This window comes from Phycicoccus sp. DTK01 (assembly GCF_017312765.1).
Classification (GTDB): domain Bacteria; phylum Actinomycetota; class Actinomycetes; order Actinomycetales; family Dermatophilaceae; genus Phycicoccus; species Phycicoccus jejuensis.
On the sequence record NZ_BOPU01000007.1, the window covers coordinates 14,047 to 35,414 of the forward strand.

At 74.1% G+C, this 21,368-nt stretch carries 20 protein-coding genes; 9 read left to right on the top strand and 11 right to left on the bottom strand.

Annotated features, from left to right (window positions below; translation table 11 throughout):
- Positions 1-49 precede the first annotated feature (49 nt).
- Positions 50-1,222: a glycosyltransferase family 1 protein gene (locus J3473_RS14540; RefSeq protein WP_207024541.1), complete on the top strand. Its 1,173-nt coding sequence runs from the start codon at positions 50-52 to the stop codon at positions 1,220-1,222.
- 13 nt (positions 1,223-1,235) lie between these two features.
- Here J3473_RS14540 and J3473_RS14545 read toward each other — a convergent pair whose 3' ends face one another.
- Together J3473_RS14545 and trpS are read right to left on the bottom strand one after the other, a co-directional pair.
- Positions 1,236-1,748, bottom strand: coding sequence for a 2'-5' RNA ligase family protein (locus J3473_RS14545; RefSeq protein ID WP_207024543.1), 513 nt, complete (start codon positions 1,746-1,748; stop codon positions 1,236-1,238).
- Positions 1,749-1,759: 11 nt separating this feature from the next.
- Positions 1,760-2,794, bottom strand: coding sequence for a tryptophan--tRNA ligase (gene trpS / locus J3473_RS14550; RefSeq protein WP_207024545.1), 1,035 nt, complete (start codon positions 2,792-2,794; stop codon positions 1,760-1,762).
- 33 nt (positions 2,795-2,827) lie between these two features.
- On the opposite strand from trpS, the gene galK reads away from it, so the two are divergent.
- Positions 2,828-3,985, top strand: coding sequence for a galactokinase (gene galK, locus J3473_RS14555; RefSeq protein WP_207024547.1), 1,158 nt, complete (start codon positions 2,828-2,830; stop codon positions 3,983-3,985).
- A gap of 76 nt (positions 3,986-4,061) precedes the next feature.
- Here galK and J3473_RS14560 read toward each other — a convergent pair whose 3' ends face one another.
- Both J3473_RS14560 and cysD read right to left on the bottom strand, forming a co-directional pair.
- The gene (locus tag J3473_RS14560) at positions 4,062-5,303 is read right to left on the bottom strand and encodes a sulfate adenylyltransferase subunit 1 (protein ID WP_030528724.1); all 1,242 of its coding nucleotides are present in this window, start codon (positions 5,301-5,303) and stop codon (positions 4,062-4,064) included.
- Complete coding sequence (cysD, locus tag J3473_RS14565; RefSeq protein WP_030528725.1) at positions 5,303-6,214, bottom strand: sulfate adenylyltransferase subunit CysD; 912 nt, start codon at positions 6,212-6,214, stop codon at positions 5,303-5,305. The genes J3473_RS14560 and cysD overlap by 1 nt, the downstream gene beginning before the upstream one ends.
- Positions 6,215-6,321: 107 nt before the next feature.
- Between cysD and cysC the strand changes: the two genes are divergently transcribed.
- The 3 genes from cysC to J3473_RS14580 are packed head-to-tail and all read left to right on the top strand — an operon-like array spanning position 6,322 to position 9,150.
- Positions 6,322-7,455: an adenylyl-sulfate kinase gene (cysC, locus tag J3473_RS14570; protein ID WP_242525886.1), complete on the top strand. Its 1,134-nt coding sequence runs from the start codon at positions 6,322-6,324 to the stop codon at positions 7,453-7,455.
- Positions 7,448-8,362 (top strand): sulfite exporter TauE/SafE family protein, encoded by a 915-nt coding sequence (locus J3473_RS14575; protein WP_030528727.1) that lies wholly within the window; start codon positions 7,448-7,450, stop codon positions 8,360-8,362. Before cysC ends, J3473_RS14575 begins: the two co-directional genes overlap by 8 nt.
- Positions 8,363-8,394: 32 nt before the next feature.
- Entirely contained in the window at positions 8,395-9,150 is a 756-nt protein-coding gene (locus J3473_RS14580) for a 3'(2'),5'-bisphosphate nucleotidase CysQ (RefSeq protein ID WP_036830162.1), read from the top strand.
- Positions 9,151-9,180: 30 nt separating this feature from the next.
- On the opposite strand, the gene J3473_RS14585 is transcribed toward J3473_RS14580, so the two are convergent.
- Positions 9,181-9,978 carry an exodeoxyribonuclease III gene (locus tag J3473_RS14585; RefSeq protein ID WP_207024549.1) on the bottom strand — a complete coding sequence of 266 codons (798 nt, stop codon included), beginning with the start codon at positions 9,976-9,978 and terminating at the stop codon, positions 9,181-9,183.
- A gap of 137 nt (positions 9,979-10,115) precedes the next feature.
- On the opposite strand from J3473_RS14585, the gene J3473_RS14590 reads away from it, so the two are divergent.
- Complete coding sequence (locus J3473_RS14590) at positions 10,116-12,332, top strand: NADP-dependent isocitrate dehydrogenase (protein ID WP_207024551.1); 2,217 nt, start codon at positions 10,116-10,118, stop codon at positions 12,330-12,332.
- 79 nt (positions 12,333-12,411) lie between these two features.
- Here the strand turns inward: J3473_RS14590 and J3473_RS14595 are convergent, their stop codons facing one another.
- Positions 12,412-12,831, bottom strand: a complete 420-nt coding sequence (locus J3473_RS14595; RefSeq protein ID WP_242525887.1) for a cupin domain-containing protein — start codon at positions 12,829-12,831, stop codon at positions 12,412-12,414.
- A 112-nt stretch (positions 12,832-12,943) separates the two neighbouring features.
- On the opposite strand from J3473_RS14595, the gene aqpZ reads away from it, so the two are divergent.
- The gene (gene aqpZ, locus J3473_RS14600; protein ID WP_207024555.1) at positions 12,944-13,759 is read left to right on the top strand and encodes an aquaporin Z; all 816 of its coding nucleotides are present in this window, start codon (positions 12,944-12,946) and stop codon (positions 13,757-13,759) included.
- A gap of 143 nt (positions 13,760-13,902) precedes the next feature.
- Positions 13,903-14,892: a malate dehydrogenase gene (locus J3473_RS14605; protein WP_030528732.1), complete on the top strand. Its 990-nt coding sequence runs from the start codon at positions 13,903-13,905 to the stop codon at positions 14,890-14,892.
- Between the two features lie 93 nt (positions 14,893-14,985).
- On the opposite strand, the gene J3473_RS14610 is transcribed toward J3473_RS14605, so the two are convergent.
- Together J3473_RS14610 and J3473_RS14615 are read right to left on the bottom strand one after the other, a co-directional pair.
- On the bottom strand, positions 14,986-16,074 hold the full coding sequence (locus J3473_RS14610) for a calcium:proton antiporter (RefSeq protein ID WP_207024782.1): 1,089 nt from the start codon (positions 16,072-16,074) through the stop codon (positions 14,986-14,988).
- A gap of 25 nt (positions 16,075-16,099) precedes the next feature.
- Positions 16,100-16,981 (bottom strand): bifunctional methylenetetrahydrofolate dehydrogenase/methenyltetrahydrofolate cyclohydrolase, encoded by an 882-nt coding sequence (locus tag J3473_RS14615; protein ID WP_030528734.1) that lies wholly within the window; start codon positions 16,979-16,981, stop codon positions 16,100-16,102.
- Positions 16,982-17,249: 268 nt separating this feature from the next.
- Between J3473_RS14615 and J3473_RS14620 the strand changes: the two genes are divergently transcribed.
- Positions 17,250-17,600, top strand: a complete 351-nt coding sequence (locus J3473_RS14620; protein ID WP_207024557.1) for a hypothetical protein — start codon at positions 17,250-17,252, stop codon at positions 17,598-17,600.
- Between the two features lie 22 nt (positions 17,601-17,622).
- Here the strand turns inward: J3473_RS14620 and J3473_RS14625 are convergent, their stop codons facing one another.
- Genes J3473_RS14625 through J3473_RS14635 form a run of 3 tightly spaced genes read right to left on the bottom strand, consistent with a single transcriptional unit; the run spans position 17,623 to position 21,322 of the window.
- A complete protein-coding gene (locus J3473_RS14625; RefSeq protein WP_207024559.1) occupies positions 17,623-19,029 on the bottom strand; it encodes a DUF1116 domain-containing protein in 1,407 nt (468 codons plus the stop codon).
- Positions 19,026-20,516 (bottom strand): FdrA family protein, encoded by a 1,491-nt coding sequence (locus tag J3473_RS14630; RefSeq protein ID WP_207024562.1) that lies wholly within the window; start codon positions 20,514-20,516, stop codon positions 19,026-19,028. The genes J3473_RS14625 and J3473_RS14630 overlap by 4 nt, the downstream gene beginning before the upstream one ends.
- Positions 20,513-21,322, bottom strand: a complete 810-nt coding sequence (locus J3473_RS14635; RefSeq protein WP_207024564.1) for a DUF2877 domain-containing protein — start codon at positions 21,320-21,322, stop codon at positions 20,513-20,515. Before J3473_RS14635 ends, J3473_RS14630 begins: the two co-directional genes overlap by 4 nt.
- Between the last annotated feature and the right edge of the window lie 46 nt (positions 21,323-21,368).

Genomic DNA, 21,368 nt, shown 5'->3' on the forward strand with positions numbered 1-21,368 from the left:
CGACCCGGCCGTCGCCGGCCCGTCGCCCGGCGGGGGGACGCTGGGGGTCGTGCGCATCGTCGTCGTCACCGAGTCCTTCCTCCCGACCCTCAACGGCGTGACCACCTCGGTCTGCCGGGTCGTCGAGTGCCTCGCCGCGCAGGGGCACCGCGTCTCCGTCGTCTGCCCGCGGCCCGCGCCCGCGGAGCACGCCGGCGTGCCGGTGCACGCCGTCCCGTCGGTGTCGGTCCGGGCCTTCCCCACCGGCCTGCCGTCCGGCGCCGTGCGGGACGTGCTCGAGGAGCTGCGGCCGGACGTCGTGCACGTCGCCTCCCCGTTCGTCCTCGGCGCCCGCGCGCTGCGCGAGACCGCGCGCCTGGGCATCCCGTCCGTGGCCGTCTACCAGACGGACATGCCGAGCTACCTGGCGCAGCACGCGCCCCGCCCGGTCGGGCCCGGTGCCTCGCAGGCCGCGTGGCGCTGGGTGCGTCGCGTCCACGGCCTCGCCGACCTGACGCTCGCGCCGTCACGACACACGATGGCCGAGCTCGCCGCGCACGGGGTGCCCCGGACGGCCCGGTGGGGACGGGGCGTCGACGCGCGGCTCTTCCACCCCGGCCGCCGCGACGCCGTCGCGGCCGCCCGGCGCGAGCTGACCCCCGACGGGGAGGTCGTCGTCGGCTACGTCGGCCGGCTGGCCCCCGAGAAGGAGCTGGACCGGCTGGCCGACGTCGCGCGGGTGCCGGGCGTGCGCCTCGTCCTCGTCGGCGACGGCCCGGACCGCGCCCGCACGGCCGCGCTGCTCGCCGAGGCGGTGGCGAGCACCCCCGGTCGCCCGAACCGGCCGCCGGTCCTGCTCGGCGCGCGCTCCGGCGAGGCCCTGGCCGACGCCTACGGGCTGCTCGACGTGTTCGTCCACACGGGGACCCGCGAGACGTTCGGGCAGACCCTCCAGGAGGCGCACGCGAGCGGGCTGCCGGTCGTCGCGCCGGCGCGGGGCGGGCCGCTCGACCTCGTCGAGCACGGGCGCACCGGGCTGCTCGTCGACCCCGACCGGCCGGGCGCCCTCGCCGCCGCGGTGGCCGCGCTCGCCGCCGACCCGGCCCTGCGCGCGCGGACGGGCCGCGCCGGCCGTGCGTCGGTCGAGCCACGCACCTGGGCCGGCGTCACCGCGGAGCTCGTCGGCCACTACGAGGGGGCGGTCGACGCCCGGTGGAGCCGCCGCGGACGCCGGGCCGCCTGAGCGCGACCGGTCGTCAGCCGCCGAGCGGGAGCGACCGGATGACGCGCCAGACGCCGTCCGGGTCGTGGTGGTAGAGCTCGATGCTCGCGACGGTGAAGGCGCAGCGGAACCCCGCGAGCCCCTCGAAGGCGCGGTCGAGCGCGTCGTCGTCGAGGTGGTGGGCGATCGTCACGTGCGGGTGGTACGGGAAGTCCAGCGTGCGCTCCACGGGCCCGCCGCGCACGGCGCTCTCGAGCCGCTCGCACTCCCCGATCCCCTTGGAGACCTGGACGAACACGACCGGCGAGACCGGCCGGAAGGTCCCCGTGCCGGACAGCACCATCTCGAACGGCCGGACCGCGCGGCAGACGTCATCGAGGTGGTCCGTGAACTCCGCATGGTGCTCGGTTGGGACGACCGTGGGCGGCAGCAACGTCACGTGCGGCGGGATGGCGTCGGCCATCGGGTCGCCGAAACCGGCTCGGGCGGACTGCAGCTGCTCGCCCCAGGGTTCGGGGATGGTGACGGCGACGCCGTGGACGGGCACGAGCAGGCTCCTCAGCGCGCGGCCGGCAGCAGGCCGACGGCGTCCCGGACGCGGGTCATCGTCGCCGCCGCGACGACCGCGGCGCGCTCGGCACCCCGGGCGAGGATGCGGTCGAGCTCGGCGGGGTCGTCGAGCAGCTCGGCCATCCGGGAGCGGAACGGGCCCACGGCCTCGAGCACGACCTCGGCCACGGCCTTCTTGAGGTCGCCGTAGCCGCGCCCCGCGAACTCCGCCTCGAGGTCGGCCACGGGCGTCCCGGTGAGCACGCTGTGGATGACGAGCAGGTTCGAGACCCCGGCCTTGGTCTCCGGGTCGTAGCGGATCTCGGTCTCGGTGTCCGTGACCGCGGACATGATCTTCTTGCGCAGCCGGTTCGGCTCGTCGCTGAGCAGCAGCAGGCCCTTGTCGGGCGAGTTCGTGCCGGACATCTTCGACGTGGGGTCGGTCAGCTCCATGATCTTGGCCGACTCCTTGAGGATGTACGGCTCGGGCACGGCCAGCGTCGGGCCGAAGCGCGTGTTGAAGCGCTCGGCGAGGTCGCGGGTGATCTCCAGGTGCTGGCGCTGGTCCTCGCCGACCGGCACGTACGCGGCGTCGTACATGAGGATGTCGGCGGCCATGAGCATCGGGTAGGTGAACAGCCCGACGTTGGCGTTCTGGCCCTTGGCCGTCTTGTCCTTGAACTGCGTCATCCGGCTGGCCTCGCCGAAGGCGGTGAGGCAGTTCATGACCCAGCCGAGCTCGGCGTGCGCCGTGACGTGGCTCTGGCAGAAGACGGCCGAGCGCTCCGGGTCGACCCCGCCGGCGATGAACTGCGCGGCGGTGACGCGGGTGCGGCGGCGCAGCACCTCGGGGTCGGTCGGGACGGTCAGCGCGTGGAGGTCGGCGACGAAGTAGTAGGCGTCGAAGTCCTCCTGCAGCCCGACCCAGTTGACGAGCGCCCCGAGGTAGTTGCCGAGGTGGAGCGAGTCGCTCGTCGGCTGCATCCCGGAGAGGATCCGGGGGCGTGCGGCATCGGTCGGGGGCTGGGCGGGCATGGTCCCCATTGTGCCCTGCCGCGCATCCCTAGACTCACCCGCATGACGAGTGCCGCCACCACCCACCGCGACGTCCACGGCTCAGCGCCCGAGGGCGTCTGGTCGGCCCCCGGACGGGTCAACCTCATCGGCGAGCACACCGACTACAACGGCGGCCTCGCGCTGCCGATCGCCCTGCCGCAGCGCACGACCGCCGCGGCGTCGCCCCGCACCGACGACCTCCTGCGCGTGCACTCGGTCCAGACCGGCGAGACGGTCGAGGTCGACCTCGGCACCGTCGGCCCCGGCTCCCCCGACGGCTGGGCCGCCTACGTCGCCGGGGTCCTGTGGGCGCTGCGCGAGGACGGTCACCCGGTGCGCGGGATGGACGTGACGGTGACGAGCGAGGTGCCGCTCGGCGCCGGCCTGTCGAGCTCGGCGGCGCTCGAGTGCGCGGTCGGCGCGGCCGCCAGCGACCTCTTCGGGCTCGACCTGCTCGGCGACGACGACGCCCGCGCCCGCCTGGCCACGGCCTGCGTGCGGGCCGAGAACGAGGTGGCCGGCGCCGCCACGGGCGGGATGGACCAGTCGGCCGCCCTGCTCTGCCGGCCCGGCTCGGCCCTCCTGCTCGACTGCCGCGACGGCGCCACCGAGCACGTGCCGTTCGACCTCGAGGCCGCCGGGATGGTGCTGCTCGTCACCGACACCCGCGCCTCCCACGCGCTCAACGACGGCCAGTACGGGAAGCGCCGGCGGGCCTGCGAGGCGGCGGCCGCCGAGCTCGGGGTCGCGTCGCTGCGCGAGGTCGACCCGTCGGGGCTCGACGCCGCCCTCGACCGGCTCTCGACCGACGAGCTGCGCCGGCGCACCCGCCACGTCGTCACCGAGATCGAGCGGGTGCGGCAGGCCGTGGCCGCGCTGCGGGCGGACGACCTCGACGAGGTCGGCCGGCTGTTCACCGCTTCCCACGCCTCGCTGCGCGACGACTACGAGGTCAGCTGCGACGAGCTCGACGTCGCGGTCGAGGCCGCCGAGGGCGCCGGTGCGCTCGGGGCGCGGATGACCGGCGGCGGCTTCGGCGGCTCGTGCATCGCGCTCGTGCCGCGCGACTCCGCCGACGACGCAGTCACCGCGGTGCGCGCGGCCTTCGGCGCCCGCGGGTGGGAGGAGCCGACCTGCTTCACCGTCACCGCCGGCGGCCCGGCCGCGCGCGACGCCTGACGCCGCGCCCGACCCGACGCCTGGCACGACGGAGGGCGCCCCGCGACCGCGGGGCGCCCTCTCGTGCGTGCGGGGACTAGTTCGTCATCCCGGCGCCGACCGTGGTGCCGGTGGCCTCGTCGATGAGGATGAACGAGCCGGTCGTGCGGTTCTGCTCGTACGGGTCGACGAACAGCTGCTGCGTCGTCCGCAGCCGGATGCGCCCGATCTCGTTGAGCCCCAGCTCACCCGCCTCCAGGTCGCGGTGGAGGGTGTTGATGTCGAGCCGGTACTGCACGTCCTTGACGAGCGCGCGCGCCGAGCGGGTGGTGTGCTTGATGGCGAGCTTGCGGCCGGGCCGCAGCGGGTCGCGCGTCATCCAGCAGACCATCGCGTCGATGTCCTGCGTCGGCTCCGGCGCGTTGCGCACGCGGCAGATCATGTCGCCGCGCGAGACGTCGAGGTCGTCCTCGAGCCGCACGACGACGGACATCGGCGGGAAGGCCTCGGCCACCTCCTCGTCGTACAGGTCGATCCCGGCGATCTTGCTCGTCAGGCCGCTCGGGAGGACGAGGACCTCGTCACCCGGCTTGAGGACACCGCTCGCCACGCGTCCCGCGTAGCCGCGGTAGTCGTGGTGCTCGTCGGACTTCGGGCGCACGACGTACTGCACCGGGAAGCGGACGTCGCGCAGGTCGCGGTCCGAGGCGATGTGCACGTTCTCGAGGTGGTGCATGAGCGAGGAGCCCTCGAACCAGGGCATGTTCTCGCTGCGCGTCACGACGTTGTCGCCCTGGAGCGCCGAGATCGGGATGACCGCGAGGTCGGGCACGTTGAGGCGCTGCGCGAACTGCACGAACTCCTGGCGGATGCGGTTGAAGGTCTCCTCGTCCCAGTCGACGAGGTCCATCTTGTTGACCGCGAGGACGAGGTGCGGGACCCGCAGCAGCGAGAGGATGACCGCGTGCCGGCGCGACTGCTCGGTGAGGCCCTGGCGGGCGTCGACGAGCACGAGGCCGAGGTCGGCGGTCGAGGCACCGGTCACCATGTTGCGCGTGTACTGCACGTGCCCCGGGGTGTCCGCGATGATGAACTTCCGCTGGGGAGTGGCGAAGTAGCGGTAGGCGACGTCGATCGTGATGCCCTGCTCGCGCTCGGAGCGCAGGCCGTCGGTGAGCAGCGCGAGGTCGGTGTAGTCGAAGCCCTTGGTCCTCGACGTGGCCTCGACGGCCTCGAGCTGGTCCTCGAAGATGGCCTTGGAGTCGAGCAGCAGACGACCGATGAGGGTCGACTTGCCGTCGTCGACGGAGCCGGCGGTGGCGAACCTGAGCAGGTCCATCAGAAGTAGCCTTCCTTCTTGCGGTCCTCCATGGCGGCCTCCGAGAAGCGGTCGTCGCCGCGGGTGGCACCACGCTCGGTGACCCGCGCGACCGCCACCTCCTCGACGATCTCGGCGAGCGTGCTCGCCTCGCTCTCGACGCAGCCGGTGAGGCTGAGGTCGCCGACGGTGCGGAACCGGACGGTGCGCTCGGTGACGACCTCGCCGTCACGGCACGGGTTGGCGGGGTGCTCGCTGAGGAGCATCCCGTCGCGCTCGAAGACGCGGCGGCGGTGGGCGAAGTAGATCGAGGGGATCTCGACCTCCTCGCGCTCGAGGTAGTGCCAGATGTCGAGCTCGGTCCAGTTGGACAGCGGGAAGATCCGCATGTGCTCGCCGGCGTGGAGGCGCCCGTTGTAGAGCGACCACAGCTCGGGGCGCTGGTTCTTCGGGTCCCACTGGCCGAACTCGTCGCGGTGGGAGTAGACGCGCTCCTTGGCGCGGGCCTTCTCCTCGTCGCGCCGGCCGCCGCCGAACGCCGCGGTGAAGCCGTTCTTCTCGATGGCGTCGAGCAGCGTGCCCGTCTGGAGGCGGTTGCGGCTCGTGCGGCCGTCGTCGACGACGACGCCGTTGGCGATGGCCTCGTCGACCGACGCCACGACGAGCGTCGCGCCGAGGCGCTCGACCCAGCTGTCGCGCGTCGCGAGCACCTCGGGGAAGTCGAGCCCGGTGTCGACCTGGAGCAGCGGGAACGGCAGCCGCGCCGGGTAGAAGGCCTTCTCGGCCAACCGGAGCATGACGATCGAGTCCTTGCCCCCGGAGAACATGAGGACAGGTCGCTCGAGCTCGGCGACCACCTCCCGGAAGATGTGGATGGACTCCGACTCGAGCTCGTCGAGCTGCGAGAGCCGGTAGTCGGCATGGGTCTGCACTGGATGTTGCCTTCCGTGACGGGTCGCGGCCGACCCTACCCGCGACCGTGTACCCCACGTCGTGGGAATCTGCACCTCGGACACCGATTTGTGGGCAGACTGGCCGCGTGACCGACCCGCTGCCGACGTTCAGCCCCCCGAGGGTGGACCTCGACGACCTCGTCCTGCTGCGGCGCGGGCTCTACGGACCGGACGCGTCGGTGCGCCCGCTGCCCCTCCCCGACGACGTCCGCCAGAACACGATTGCCGCCGGCGGGCTGGTCGTCGTCGACCCCGAGGGCGTGCCGGTCGTCCGCCTCGAGGAGCTCGACGACGCCGGTGCCGGGATGGTGACGGGACGCCCGCAGTGGCTGGGGTGGCCCTCGAGCCGCCCCTTCGAGGAGCTGCACCCCGCCGAGCCGGTCGACCTCACCGGCCGCCGGGTCCTGCTGGCGGAGAACCCGTCCGAGGTCCCCACCGAGGTTCCCGCCGGCGCCGTGGTCCTCGCCCTCGTCTCGACCTCGCTCGACGGGCCGTCGGAGGCCGTCGACACCGTCCGCGCGGCCCTCGCCGCGACGGGGGACCCGTCCCGGGTGCTCGTGCTGCCCCTCCCGCCCGGTGACGCGGAGCGCCGCCGGGCGCTCCTCGCGACCCTGGGCGTCGACGACGCGCGCGCCGCGTCCTCCGCCGCCCCCGCCACGGACGGGAGCCCCGACGGGCTCGGAGGTGTCGTCCTCTTCCTCACCGGCTTCTCCGGGTCGGGCAAGTCGACCGTCGCCCGGGCGGTCTCGACCCGGCTCGTCGAGGACGGTCGCGCGCTGACCCTGCTCGACGGCGACGTCGTCCGTCGCCACCTCACCGCCGGCCTCGGCTTCAGCCCCGCGGACCGTCGGACCAACGTGCTGCGCATCGGCTGGGTCGCGGCGGAGGTCGCCCACCACGGCGGCATCGCCGTCTGCAGCCCGATCGCCCCCGAGGACGAGGTCCGCCGGCAGGTGGCCGAGCGCGTGCGCGAGCGCGGCGGCCGGTTCGTCCTCGTCCACGTCGCGACCCCGCTCGAGGAGTGCGAGCGCCGCGACCGCAAGGGCCTGTACGCCGCCGCCCGGCGCGGCGACATCCCCGACTTCACCGGCATCTCGGCGCCGTACGACGTGCCCGCCGACCCCGACCTGCGCCTCGACACGACCGGGCGCGACGTCCCCGGCTGCGCCGACGAGGTGCTCGCGCTGCTCCGACCGACCGACGGGACCCACCGTGCTTGACGCGCTGTTCACCACCGACGCCCTCGCCGTCCTCGTCGTCGCCCTCGGGGTCGGCGTCGTCGTCGGCCTCACCGGGATGGGCGGCGGGGCCCTCATGACGCCGGCGCTCGTGTTCCTCGGCATCCCGCCGACGGCGGCGGTCGCCAACGACCTCGTCGCGGCCGCGGTCAACAAGTCGATCGGCGCCGCCGTGCACACCCGGCAGGGCTCCCCCGACCTCCGGCTCGCGGGGATGCTCGTCGCCGGCTCCGTGCCGAGCGCCCTCGTCGGGGCGTGGCTCGTGGGGCAGCTCGGCTCCGGCGAGGCCGCGCAGGAGACGCTGCGGCTGGCCATCGGCGTCACGCTGCTGCTCACCGCGCTGACGTACACGGCCCGCGTCTACGGCTCGACGTTCCTCGACTGGGGCGCGCGCTCCGACGACACCCGCCGGGTCAAGCCCCTCCCGACCGTCCTCGTCGGCGCGGTCGGCGGCTTCCTCGTCGGCCTGACGAGCGTCGGCTCGGGCTCGATCATCATGATCTCGCTCCTGCTGCTCAACCCCGGGATGTCGGTCAAGCGCCTCGTCGGCACCGACCTCGTGCAGGCCGTGCCGCTCGTCATCGCCGCGGCCATTGGCCACGTCGTCGTCACCGGCGTCGACTGGGCGGTGCTCATCCCCCTCGTCGTGGGCGGCGCCCCCGGCACCTTCCTCGGGGCCCGGCTCTCGTCGTGGATCCCCTCGCAGGCGGTCCGGCGGGGCATCGTCATCGTCCTCACCCTCACGGGGCTGAGCCTGCTGCGCCTCCCGCCCCTCGGCGTGGGGGCGGCTGGCGCCGCGCTCCTCGTCCTCGGCCCGCTCGCGTGGGCCCTCCTCCGGGTGCGCCACGGGATGACCCCGTTCCGCACCTCCCGCACGTCCGACCTCTGACCACCGACCCCGACGCTCGACGAAGGACCACCGTGACCACACCATCAGCCGACGACCACGCCGTCGCCGCGGAGGTGGCCGAGCAGGCCGGCGCCCTCCTGCTCGCCCTGCGCGAGGAGCACGCCGACCTCGAGGGGCAGGAGCTCAAGGACCTCGGCGACCGCCGTTCCCACGAGCTGATGATGCGCCTGCTCGGCGAGCTGCGCCCCGACGACGCGGTCCTCAGCGAGGAGGGCGCGGACGACCCCGTCCGCCTGTCCGCCTCCCGCGTCTGGATCGTCGACCCCCTCGACGGCACCCGCGAGTTCTCCGAGCGGCCGCGCGACGACTGGGCCGTGCACGTCGCCCTCTGGCAGGACGGTGACCTCGTCGCGGGCGCCGTCGGCATCCCCGCGCGCGGCGTCGTGCACCGGATGGACCGCCCGTCCCCGCTCCCCGCGCGCCCGGACGGCCCGGTGCGGCTCGCGGTGAGCCGCAGCCGTCCGCCGGCCTTTGTCGTCTCGCTCGCCGAGTCCCTCGGCGCCGAGCTCGTGGCGATGGGCTCGGCCGGGGTGAAGGCCATGGCCGTCGTCGACGGCACGGTCGACGCCTACGTGCACGCCGGCGGCCAGTACGAGTGGGACTCGGCGGCGCCGGTCGCCGTCGCGCTCGGGCACGACCTGGCGCCGACGCGGCTCGACGGCTCGCCGCTGGAGTACAACCGCGAGAACCCGTGGCTGCCCGACCTCGTCGTCGCGCGGCCGGAGGTGCTCGCCGAGGTGCGCGAGGCGCTCGACCGGCTCGCCTGAGCCGGGCGGACGCGGGTCGGGCGGGGCGGCTCAGAGGGCGTACTCGACGAGCACGGGCGCGTGGTCGCTCCACCGCTCGGCGTAGCTCGGCGCCCGGCCGACCGAGGCGGCGACGGCGAGCGCGGCGAGCGACGGGGTGGCCAGCTGGTAGTCGATGCGCCAGCCCGCGTCGTTGTCGAACGCCTGCCCGCGCCAGGACCACCACGTGTAGGGACCGGGGCCGGGGCCGTGGAGGCGACGGGTCACGTCGACGAGGCCGTGCTCTGACGCCCAGCGGGTGAGGTGCGCCTGCTCCTCGGGCAGGAAGCCGGCCTTGCCGCGGTTGCCCTTCCAGTTCTTGAGGTCGTCCTGCGTGTGCGCGATGTTGAGGTCGCCGGTGAGGACGGCGAGGCGCCCGTCGGCGGCCCACGCCCCGACGCGCGCGCCGACCGCGTCGAGGAAGCGGTCCTTCTCGTCCTGGCGCGGCGTGCCGGCCTCGCCGGTGTGGACGTAGGCCGAGGCCACCGTGACGACCCGGCCGGCCACGACGACGTCGGCCTCGACCCAGCGACCCGCGCCGTCGAACTCCTCGCCGACGTCGGTGCGCACGTCCTTGACGGGATGGCGGGAGAGGACGGCCACGCCGGCGCGGCCCTTCGCGACGGAGGGGCCGTGGGCGAGCTCCCAGGAGGCCAACGGCGAGCCGTCGAGGGCCGCGCGCAGCTGGCCGTCGTCGGCGCGCACCTCCTGCAGCGTGACCACCTCGGCGCCGCTGGCGGCCAGCCACTCGACGCCGCCGCGGCGCTGCGCGGCCCGGATGCCGTTGACGTTGGCGGAGGCGACGATCATGCGGACCAGTCCACCATCCGCGGCCACCGCGGCCGGCGTCGGGGGCGCCGCACCGTCTGGTCACCCCGGGGCGACTCCGCTAGGGTTTGTCTTGACGTCAAGATAACCGCCACCACCGAGGAGCGTCGACGACGACCATGGCCACGAAGATCATCTACACCCTGACCGACGAGGCCCCGATGCTGGCCACGTACTCGTTCCTCCCGGTCATCGAGGCCTTCGCCTCCTCCGCCGGCGTCGACGTCGAGACCCGCGACATCTCGCTGGCCGGCCGCATCCTCGCCCTCTTCCCGGAGCACCTCACCGAGGAGCAGCGCATCGGCGACGCCCTCACCGAGCTCGGCGAGCTCGCGACGACGCCGGAGGCGAACATCATCAAGCTGCCGAACATCTCGGCGTCGATGCCGCAGCTCAAGGCGGCCGTCAAGGAGCTGCAGTCGCAGGGCTACGCCCTCCCCGACTACCCGGACAGCCCGCAGACCGACGAGGAGCGCGACGTCCGCGCCCGCTACGACAAGGTCAAGGGCAGCGCGGTCAACCCGGTCCTGCGCGAGGGCAACTCCGACCGCCGCGCGCCCGCTGCCGTCAAGGGCTACGCCCGCAAGCACCCCCACTCGATGGGCGCCTGGTCGGCCGACAGCCGCACGCGCGTCGCGACGATGGGCGCCGACGACTTCCGCAGCAACGAGCAGTCGGTCGTCCTCCCGGCCGACGACACCCTGACCATCCGCCACGTGGCCGCCGACGGCACCGAGACCGTCCTCAAGGACGGCCTGAAGGTCCTCGAGGGCGAGATCGTCGACGCCACCGTGATGCGCGCCGCCGCCCTCGACGCGTTCCTGCGCGAGCAGGTCGCGCAGGCCAAGGCCGACGGCGTCCTCTTCTCGGTGCACCTCAAGGCGACGATGATGAAGGTCAGCGACCCCATCGTCTTCGGCCACGTCGTCACCGCGTTCTTCCCCGAGGTCTTCGCGACGTACGGCGACGACCTCGCGGCCGCCGGCCTCTCGCCGAACAACGGCCTCGGCGGCATCCTCGACGGCCTCGACGCCCTCCCGAACGGCGCCGAGATCCGCGCCGCGTTCGAGCAGGGCCTCGCCGACGGCCCCCGCCTGGCGATGGTGAACTCCGACAAGGGCATCACGAACCTCCACGTCCCGAGCGACGTCATCGTCGACGCCTCCATGCCGGCGATGATCCGCACGGCCGGCCACATGTGGGGCCCGGACGGCGAGGAGGCCGACACCCTCGCGGTCATCCCCGACTCCTCGTACGCCGGCGTCTACCAGGCCGTCATCGAGGACTGCCAGGCCCACGGCGCCTACGACCCGACGACGATGGGCTCGGTCCCCAACGTCGGCCTCATGGCGCAGAAGGCCGAGGAGTACGGCAGCCACGACAAGACCTTCGAGATCGAGGCCGCCGGCCGCGTCGAGGTCGTCGACGGCTCCGGCGAGGTCCTCATGAGCCACGACGTCGAGGCGGGCGACATCTGGCGCGCCTGCCAGACCAAGGACGCCCCGATCCGCGACTGGGTCAAGCTCGCCGTCACCCGCGCCCGGGCCTCGCAGACGCCGGCCGTCTTCTGGCTCGACGAGACCCGCGCCCACGACCGCAACCTCATCGCCAAGGTGGAGGCCTACCTGCCGGAGCACGACACGGACGGCCTGGACCTCCGCGTCCTCTCGCCCGTCGAGGCCGCCAAGCTCTCGGTCGAGCGCATCCGCCGCGGCGAGGACACGATCTCGGTCACCGGCAACGTCCTGCGCGACTACAACACCGACCTCTTCCCGATCCTCGAGCTCGGCACCTCCGCGAAGATGCTGTCCGTCGTCCCGCTGATGAACGGTGGCGGCCTCTTCGAGACCGGTGCCGGCGGCTCGGCCCCGAAGCACGTCCAGCAGCTCGTCGCCGAGGACTACCTGCGCTGGGACAGCCTCGGCGAGTTCCTCGCGCTGGCCGAGTCCTTCCGCCACGAGGCCGACCGCGGCAACGCCCGCGCCGGCGTGCTCGGCGACGCCCTCGACCGCGCCACCGGCACGCTCCTCGACGAGAACAAGTCCCCGGCCCGCCGGGTCGGCTCGATCGACAACCGCGGCAGCCACTTCTGGCTCGCCCGCTACTGGGCCCAGGAGCTCGCTGCGCAGACCGAGGACGCCGAGCTCGCGCAGGTGTTCGCGCCCGTCGCCGAGCAGCTCGTCGCGCAGACCGACGCCATCGAGGCCGAGCTCCTCGCGGTGCAGGGCAAGCCGGCCGACATCGGCGGCTACTACCGCCCCGACCCCGCCAAGGCCGCGTCCGTCATGCGCCCGAGCGGCACGCTCAACGGCATCCTCGACGCGCTGAAGCGCTGACCGGCAGGCTCCCTCACGCCAAAGGCCGGGTCCCACCGCGAGGTGGGCCCGGCCTCCGTCGTGGGGCGACGCGCGATGCTCAGTGCTGGTGGTGCTCGGCCTCGGCGGCGTCGGCCTCCGCCTTCGTCGCGTGCACGGTGCCGTGCGGGTGCTCCGCCGGCGCGTAGACCGAGTACAGCCGCAGCGGACCGTCACCGACGTTGGTGAGGTTGTGCCACGACCCCGCCGGGACGAAGACGGCCCAGTCGTCGCTGACCGTCTCGTCGAAGGTCAGCGCGTCCGCGGCCGGCCCCATCTGGACGCGGGCCGTGCCCTCCTCGAGGCGCAGGAACTGATCGTGGTCGTCGTGCACCTCGAGGCCGACCTCGTGCCCGGGCTCGAGGCTCATCACCGTGACCTGCAGGTTCGCGCCGGTCCACAGCGTCGAGCGATAGGTGTCGTTGCCGAGCGTCGCGGCCTCGATGTCGGTGACGAACGGCTGCGGTCCGTGGTCGATCACGGTCTCTCCTTCGGTCGAGGGTGCTGCGTCCAACGTAGCGACCCCACGACACGACCGGCCCACCCTCGACGGACCCGTGCGTCCGCGCCGCCGACGCGCCACACTGAGCGCCATGACCACACCCACGATGGTGCAGCGGCTCGGTGCGGAGCTGCTCGGCACGTTCTGGCTCGTGTTCGGTGGCTGCGGGTCGGCCGTCTTCGCCGCGACCTACCTCGCGCCCAACGTCGTCGCCGGCCAGAGCGTGCAGCTCGGCATCGGCTTCGTCGGCGTCGCCCTCGCGTTCGGCCTCACCGTCATGACGATGGCCTACGCCGTCGGCCACGTCTCGGGGGCGCACTTCAACCCGGCCGTCACCATCGGCGTCGCCGTCGCCCGGCGCTTCGAGTGGCGCGACGTGCCGGCCTACGTCGTCACCCAGGTCGTCGGCGGCCTGCTCGGCGGCCTCGCCGTCTGGGGCATCGCCCGGGGCAAGGACGGCTTCAGCGCGGAGGGGAACCTCGCCGCCAACGGCTTCGGTGAGCACTCCCCCGGCGGCTACTCGCTCGTCGCGGTGTTCGTCGCCGAGGCGCTGCTCACCGCCGTCTTCGTCTACGTCATCCTCGGCGCGACGGACTCGCGCGCCCCTGAGGGCTTCGCGCCCATTGCGATCGGCTTGGCGCTCACCCTGATCCACCTGGTCTCGATCCCGATCTCCAACACCTCGGTCAACCCGGCCCGCTCCACCGGCGTCGCGTTCTTCAACGGCGCTGGCGCGCCCGGCCAGCTGTGGGTCTTCTGGCTGGCGCCGATCTTCGGGGCGGCCATCGCCGGCGCGACCTTCCACCTCATCACCGGTGTCGACCGCCGTGACCGCGACATCTCCGGCGAGATCGAGGCCGAGGACGTCCGCGTCGCCGACGGCGTCGACCCCGACGCACCCCGCTGACGGAGCCGGCCACCTTTCACCCGCACCCCTCCCCGGGCGGGTGGGAGTGGCCAACCCCACCCGGCCGTGCCTGTGGGCGTCGGGCGCCGCGCTGATAGCGTCGAACCGACATCCAGACTCGCTCGTCCGAAGGGGTTACATCCGTGAGCACCACGCCCGTCAAGGTGGCCGTCACCGGCGCCGCCGGCCAGATCGGCTACAGCCTCCTGTTCCGCATCGCGAGCGGTGCGCTGCTCGGGCCGGACACGCCCGTCGAGCTGCGCCTGCTCGAGATCACGCCGGCCCTCAAGGCGCTCGAGGGCGTCGTCATGGAGCTCGACGACTGCGCCTTCCCGACCCTCGCGAAGGTCGAGATCGGCGACGACGCGACGAAGGTCTTCGACGGCGTCAACCACGCCCTCCTCGTCGGTGCCCGCCCGCGCGGCCCGGGCATGGAGCGCGGCGACCTGCTGGAGGCCAACGGCGGCATCTTCGCCCCGCAGGGCAAGGCCCTCAACGAGGTCGCGGCCGACGACATCCGCATCACCGTGACCGGCAACCCGGCCAACACCAACGCCCTCATCGCGATGAGCAACGCCCCCGACATCCCCACCGAGCGCTTCTCGGCGCTGACCCGCCTCGACCACAACCGCGCCATCTCGCAGCTGTCCGCGAAGCTCGGCGTGCCGGTCACCGAGATCAGGAAGATGACGATCTGGGGCAACCACTCGGCGACCCAGTACCCCGACCTCTTCCACGCCGAGGTCGGCGGCCGCAACGCCGCCGAGGCCGTGGGCGACCAGGACTGGCTCGAGAACACCTTCATCCCGACGGTCGCCAAGCGCGGCGCCGCCATCATCGACGCCCGCGGCGCCTCCTCGGCGGCCTCCGCCGCGTCGGCGACCATCGACCACGCCCGCACCTGGGTCGAGGGCACGCCCGACGGCGACTGGGTGTCGATGGCCGTCCGCTCCGACGGCTCCTACGGCGTGCAGGAGGGCATCATCTCCTCCTTCCCCGTCACCGTCTCCGGCGGTCGCTGGGAGATCGTCCAGGGCCTCGAGATCGACGAGTTCTCGCGCGGGCGCATCGACGCCTCGGTCGCCGAGCTCGTCGGTGAGCGCGACGCCGTCAAGGAGCTCGGCCTCATCTGAGCCCGGTTGCCCCGGCGGCTCAGCCCGTCGAGTGAACAGAACACGCCGTGCGGCCCTCGGGCTGCACGGCGTGTTCTGTTCACTCGACGGGTGTCACGGGGACATCGACAAGAACAAGAAGGCCGCGAGCAGCGTCAGGTGCACCGTGCCCTGCAGCCGCGTCGCGCGACCCGGCACGACGGTCAGCACCGCCGCGATCATCGTGATCGAGAGCAGGACGATCTGCGTCGGCCCGAGCCCGAGGTGCAGCGGCGTCGGCACCCAGATGGACGCCACCGCGAGGGTCGGGATGGTCAGGCCGATCGACGCCATGGCCGACCCCATCGCGAGGTTGAGTGACACCTGGATACGCTCGCGCCGCGCCGCGTTGGCCGCCGCGATCGTCTCGGGCAGGAGCACGAGCAGCGCGATGACGACACCGACGAACGACACCGGCAGCCCGGCGGCGAGGACCGCCGACTCGATGGCCGGCGACTCGATCTTCGCGAGGCCGACGACCCCGACGAGCGAGAGCAGCAGCAGGACCAGCGAGACGGTCGCCTCGCGGTTCGTCGGCGGGTCGGCGTGGTCCTCCGAGTCCTCGTCCGTGACCGGCTTGCCCTGCTTGGTGACGGGAAGGAAGAAGTCGCGGTGGCGGACGGTCTGGGTGACGACGAACGCCGCGTAGAGGCTGAGCGAGGCGACGGCGGCGAAGACCAGCTGCGGGCCGGTGAACTCCGGGCCGGGCTGGCCGGTCGTGAAGGTCGGCAGCACGAGGCAGGTGGCCGCGAGGGCCGCGACCGTCGCCAGCGCGCCGCCGGTCCCCTCGGCGTTGAAGCGCGCGAAGCCGAAGCGGCGCGCCCCGAGCAGCAGCGAGAGGCCCATGATGCCGTTGACGGTGATCATCACCGCCGCGAAGACCGTGTCGCGCGCGAGCGTCGCGGCCTCGTCGCCGCCGCTGAGCATGAGCGTGACGATGAGCGAGACCTCGATGACGGTCACCGCGACCGCGAGGACGAGCGAGCCGAACGGCTCCCCGACCCGGTGCGCGACGACCTCCGCGTGGTGGACGGCGGCGAGCACGGCGAGGGCGAGGAGGATCGCGACGAGGACGACGACGAGCGTGCCGATGTCGCGGCCCCAGGTCAGGGCGAGGGCGACGAGCGCGACGACGGGGGCGGCCGTCCACGTCCTCGCGGCCATCGGGTGCGTTCCGGGGACGGCCACCTCAGCCACCCCCGGGGTGCAGTCCGGCGGCACGCTCGGCGGCCTCGACGACGTTGGAGAGGAGCATCGCGCGGGTCATCGGCCCGACCCCGCCGGGGTTGGGGCTGACGAAGCCCGCGACGTCCCACACGTCGTCGGCGACGTCGCCGGCGACCCGGCCCTTGCCGGTCTCCTCGTCGACGATCCGCGAGACGCCGACGTCGAGCACGGCCGCACCGGGCTTGACCATCTCGGCCGTGACGATGCCGGGCACGCCGGCCGCGGCGATGACGATGTCGGCCTGGCGCACCTCGGCCGCGAGGTCGCGGGTGCCGGTGTGGCACAGGGTGACGGTGGCGTTCTCGGAACGCCGCGTGAGGATGAGCCCGAGCGGACGGCCGACGGTCAGGCCGCGGCCCACGACGACGACCTTCGCGCCGGCGATCGGCACGTCGTAGCGGCGGAGGAGCTCGATGCAGCCGACCGGCGTGCAGGGCAGCGGCGCCGGCTCGCCGAGCACGAGCCACCCGAGGTTCGTCGGGTGCAGCCCGTCGACGTCCTTGGCCGGGTCGACCGCCGACAGGATCGCGTTCTCGTCCAGGCCGGTCGGCTGCTGGACGATGAAGCCGGTGCACGCCGGGTCGGCGTTGAGCTCGCGGACGACCGCGAGCACGTCGTCGAGGGAGGAGGTCGCCGGCAGGTCACGGCGGATCGAGTGGATACCGATCTCCGCGCAGTCCCGGTGCTTGGCGCCGACGTACCACTGGCTGCCGGGGTCCTCACCGACGAGGACGGTGCCCAGCCCGGGCACGACGCCGCGTTCCGCGAGCGCGGCCACGCGGGCGCGCAGCTCGTCCTTGATCGTCGCGAGGATGGCCTTGCCGTCGAGTGTCGTGGCGCTCACCCGCCCATCCTCCCATCGACGCGACGGGGGTGGGGACGACGTCCGGACCACGCCGGGCACGGGAGCACCGGTGGGGCGGCCCCTCTGCTACGCCGCCCCACCGGCACCCGTGGCCGGTCCTCCTCTGCCAGGAGCCGGTCACGACGAGTCGTTCGGAACGGTCCGGGGGTCCGGATGGGTCCGGATGGGTCCGGATGGGTCCGGTCGCGCACGACCTCCGTCGGCGACCGCACGCCACTCGTCCCGCCGCGCGGCTAGCGTGGTCGGGGTGGCGGTCTACCGGGTCAACGACGAGGCGGTGGAGCACGTGCGGGCGCGCATCGCGGCCCACCAGTACGTGCTCGACAGCGACTGGGGTGCGGTCCAGCCGGACGCCGCCGCGCAGAACGCCTTCCTCGAGCGCCACTCCTGGCCGGAGTACGCCGCGTGGCACCTCGGGCTGACCGAGGGCGCCGCCGACGGCACGAAGGCGCGCTACGCCTTCGTCGCCGGGGACTTCCGCCGCGTGCACCGCAGCGCCCTCATCGCCTGCGTGTACCGGGCCTCGGAGTGGCGCCACAAGGAGGTGGAGCTGGCCGCGCACGACCTGCTCCAGCTCCTCGACGCGACGAGCGGCTGACTGAGGCCGGCACGGCGGCCGGTCAGCGGGGGACGGCCTCCGCGAGCGCCTCGACGGCCTGCGTGAAGCACTGCTCGGGCGGGGTGACGAGACCGGCGCCGACCTGTCCGGTGCCCGCGACACGGCCGGCCATCCCCGTGTTGATCTGGGGCAGCTCGCCGGTGCGGACGACCCTGGTGACGTCGATGCCGACCGGCGTCCCGCGGAAGCCGAGCACCGGCACCTGGTAGACCGGGTGCTCGCCGACGGTCACCTCGTACATCCGACGGGTCGCGGCGAGGGCGAACGGCACGTCGCCGCCGACGAACCGGACGATGGCCGGCGCCGCGGCCATCGCGAAGCCGCCGATGCCGCCGGTCTCGGTGATCGCCGAGTCGCCGATGTCGGGGTTGGCGTCCTCGGGTCCGTAGTCGCCGAGGAAGAGCCCCTGCGGCGTGTTCGCCGGGCCGGTGAACCAGCGGTCGCCGGTGCCCGAGACGCGGATGCCGAAGTCGGTGCCGTTGCGCGCCATGGTCGTGACGACGCTCGACCCGGGGATGCCCTCGGCGGCGAGGGTCGCCAGCTTGCAGGCGGGCATGCCGAGGTTGAGGAAGAAGTGCTCGTTCGCCCCCGAGAAGCGCACGGCCTCGGCGACGTCGGCCGACGACGCGTCGGCGGTGATCATCCCGGGCAGCAGCTCGCGCAGGAGCATGAGCGAGCCGGCGCGGTTGCGGTTGTGGCCCTCGTCGCCCATCTGGAGCATCTGCGCGACGATCGCGCGGATGTCGATGGGGCCGGTGCTGCGGACGGCCTGGCGCAGGATCGGGCCGAGGACGTCGCCCATCCAGCGCAGGCGCTCGACGACCTCGGGGCCGTACGCGCCGTAGCGCAGCACCTTGCCGAGGCCCTCGTTGAGCGAGCACCACGAGGTGTTGTCGTGCACCTCGTCGCGCAGGACGTAGGTCCACATCGACGGGCTGACGACGCCGGCCATCGGCCCGACCGCGCCGCGGTGGTGGCAGGGCTCGAGCTCGAACTCGCCTGCCGCGAGGCGCTGCTCGGCGTCCTCGGCGGTCTCGGCGAGACCCTCGAGGAGCACCGCGCCGATGAGGGCGCCGCGCAGCGGCCCGGACGCGCGCTCCCACGTGATGGGCGGGCCGGCGTGGAGGAAGGTACCGCGCTCGAGGCCGAGGGCCTCCGAGGCGGGGGCGACGTCGACGAGGGTGGCCTCGGCCGCGGTCATCCGGGCCAGGGCGGTGGCGTTCGCCTCCTCGCGGCGCGGGTCGGCCATGACCCGGGCGAGGGCGTCCTCGGTGCCGGGCATCGGCGGGTGCCAGCCGGCGTCGGTGACCGGGACGGCCTGGTCGCGCAGCGCGTCGGCGAAGAGGGCGACGCCGGAGGTCGCGACGACGGGGTCGGCAGCGAGCAGGCCGCGGAGCGGGGCGGTCATCGGGCACCTCCGAGCAGGGAGACGGCGTGCCGGGTGGCCGCCGCGTTGGACAGGAAGACGGACGCGCCGGCCGCGGCGAGCGCCTCGGCGCAGCGGCTGCGTCCCTGGGGGTCGGCGTCGGTCCCGGTGAGGGAGACGACGACCGGCAGCGCTCGGCCGTCGGCGTGCGCGGTGTCGCGGGCGTCGCGGACGGCGTCGGCGAGCTCGCCGGCGGGGTCGGGATGGGCGCCGTGCCCGAGGACGAGGTCGAGCAGGAGGACGCCGCAGGTCGGGTCGGCGGCCTCGGCGGCGATCCGCTCCATCCGCAGGGTCGGGTCGATCATCGGGTGGGCGCGGCCGCGGGTCAGCTCGTCGGCGCCGAAGTCGACGACGACGTGCCCGGTGTCCGTGAGGTCGGCGCCCAGCGCCGGCTCGTGGCCGAGGTTGGACGCGATCGGGCCGAGGGTCTCGGTGGCGACCAGCAGCGACTCCTCGGCCAGGGTCCCGCCGCAGAAGAGGCCGCGCAGGGCCGCACCGACGGTGAGGCCGGCGTCCTCGGGGGTGGCGGTCGTCGCGGGCCAGGTCGGGACGGTGACGCCCTCCGCGGCGAGCGCCTGCTCGACGGCGGCGGTGAGGTCGGGGCGGCCGGCGCCGAGGGTCGCCCAGTGGACGCGCAGGCCGAGGTCGGCCGCCTCCGCCCGCACGGTCTCGAGCACGGCGTCGTCCGGGGGCTTGGAGACGACGAGGACCCACTCGGTCGACGCGTCGTCGGCGAGCGCCCGCAGCGCCTGCCGCGTGGAGCGACCGCCGACGGCGGCCTTGAGGTCGCGACCGCCGACGCCGAGGCAGTGGCTGACGCCCACCTCCGCGGCCTCCAGGAGGCACATCGCCTGCTGCGCACCGGTGCCCGACGCGGCGACGATGCCGACCGGGCCCTGGCGCACGACGTTGGCGAACCCCAGCGCGACCCCGCCGACGAGCGCGGTGCCGCAGTCCGGCCCCATGACGAGGACGTCGGCGGCGGCCGCGGCGTCCTTGAGGGCGACCTCGTCCTCGACGGAGACGTTGTCGGAGAACAGCATCACCGAGGCCCCGGCGGCGATGGCGTCGTAGGTCTCGGTGACGGCGTGCGCGCCGGGGACCGAGACCACGGCGAGGCCGGCGCCGGCCCGGCGGATGGCCGAGCCGAGCGTGGCCGGCGGGACCTCGTCGGCCGCGCCGGTGTCGGACGAGCTGGCGGAGAGGGCGCGCAGGGCGTCCTCGACGGCGGCGAGGCCGCTCTCGACGCCGGCCTCGTCGTCCGCGCGGACGGCGACGACCATGTCGTTGGGCCCGGCGTCGGCCGGCACCTCGAAGCCCATCTGGCGCAGGACGTCGACGTTGAGCTCGGTGGCCATCGCGACCTGGGCCGCCTGCACCCCCGGGGAGCCGGCGACGCTGCGGGAGACCTGCATGAGGCTCACCGAGTCGTGGTAGGCCCCTCGACGGAGCTCGACGTGGACGGTCATGCGGCGATCCTTCCGGTGGGTGCCAGGACGGCGAGGGTGGCGGCGAGCCCGGTGACGACGTCGCGGCCGGAGGTGTGCCCCACCGCGAGGACGGCGGGCAGATGGGTGGTGACGCCGGCGGCGTCGGCGCGGGCGACGGCGCAGACGAGCGCGACGACGTCCGGCGTGGCCCAGCCGTCGACGGCGCCCTCGAGGAGGGCAGCCGAGACCGCCGTGGTCGCGGTGAGCCGCCCACGGACGGCGGCGGCGAGCGCGTCGGAGGGGACGCCCGCGGCGCGGTGCAGGAGGAGTGCGCCGGCGAGGGCGTCGTCCCCGCTCGGGGTGAGCCCCGGCCCGCGGCCGACGAGGGCGCGGACGGCGACCTCCGGCTCGGCATCGGAGACGGCGCCCGCGGTGCCGGCGACGAGCCATCCCGGAGCCTCCACGGTGGCGGCGGCCAGCAGCGCGGCCACGCGGCCGTCGTCGAGGCCGAGGTGCCCCGTCGGCACGCGCGCCGGACGCCAGGTGCGCCGCGCGACGACCGTGGCTGTGGGCAGGCGCACCCTCCCCTCGCCGACGAAGACCGCGTCCCCCGGGGCGAGGGCGGCGACGTCGAGGGGCTCGGTGACCCGCAGGGCCGACGGGAGGGCGACGGCGTCCGGGCCGAGCACCGGGAGGACGCGCCCGTCGAGCCGCAGGTAGACGCCGACGCGGCCGGCAGCGAGCACCTCGGCGCGTCGGGGCGGACCGTGGACGAGGTCGGCGGTCAGCGGCGAGACCGCACCGGCCAGCACGCGGGGCGCGGCGGTGGGGTCCGGGATGGGCATACCGAGACGCTAGTGACGCCGCTAGAGTGCCCGGATGGTCAGAGTT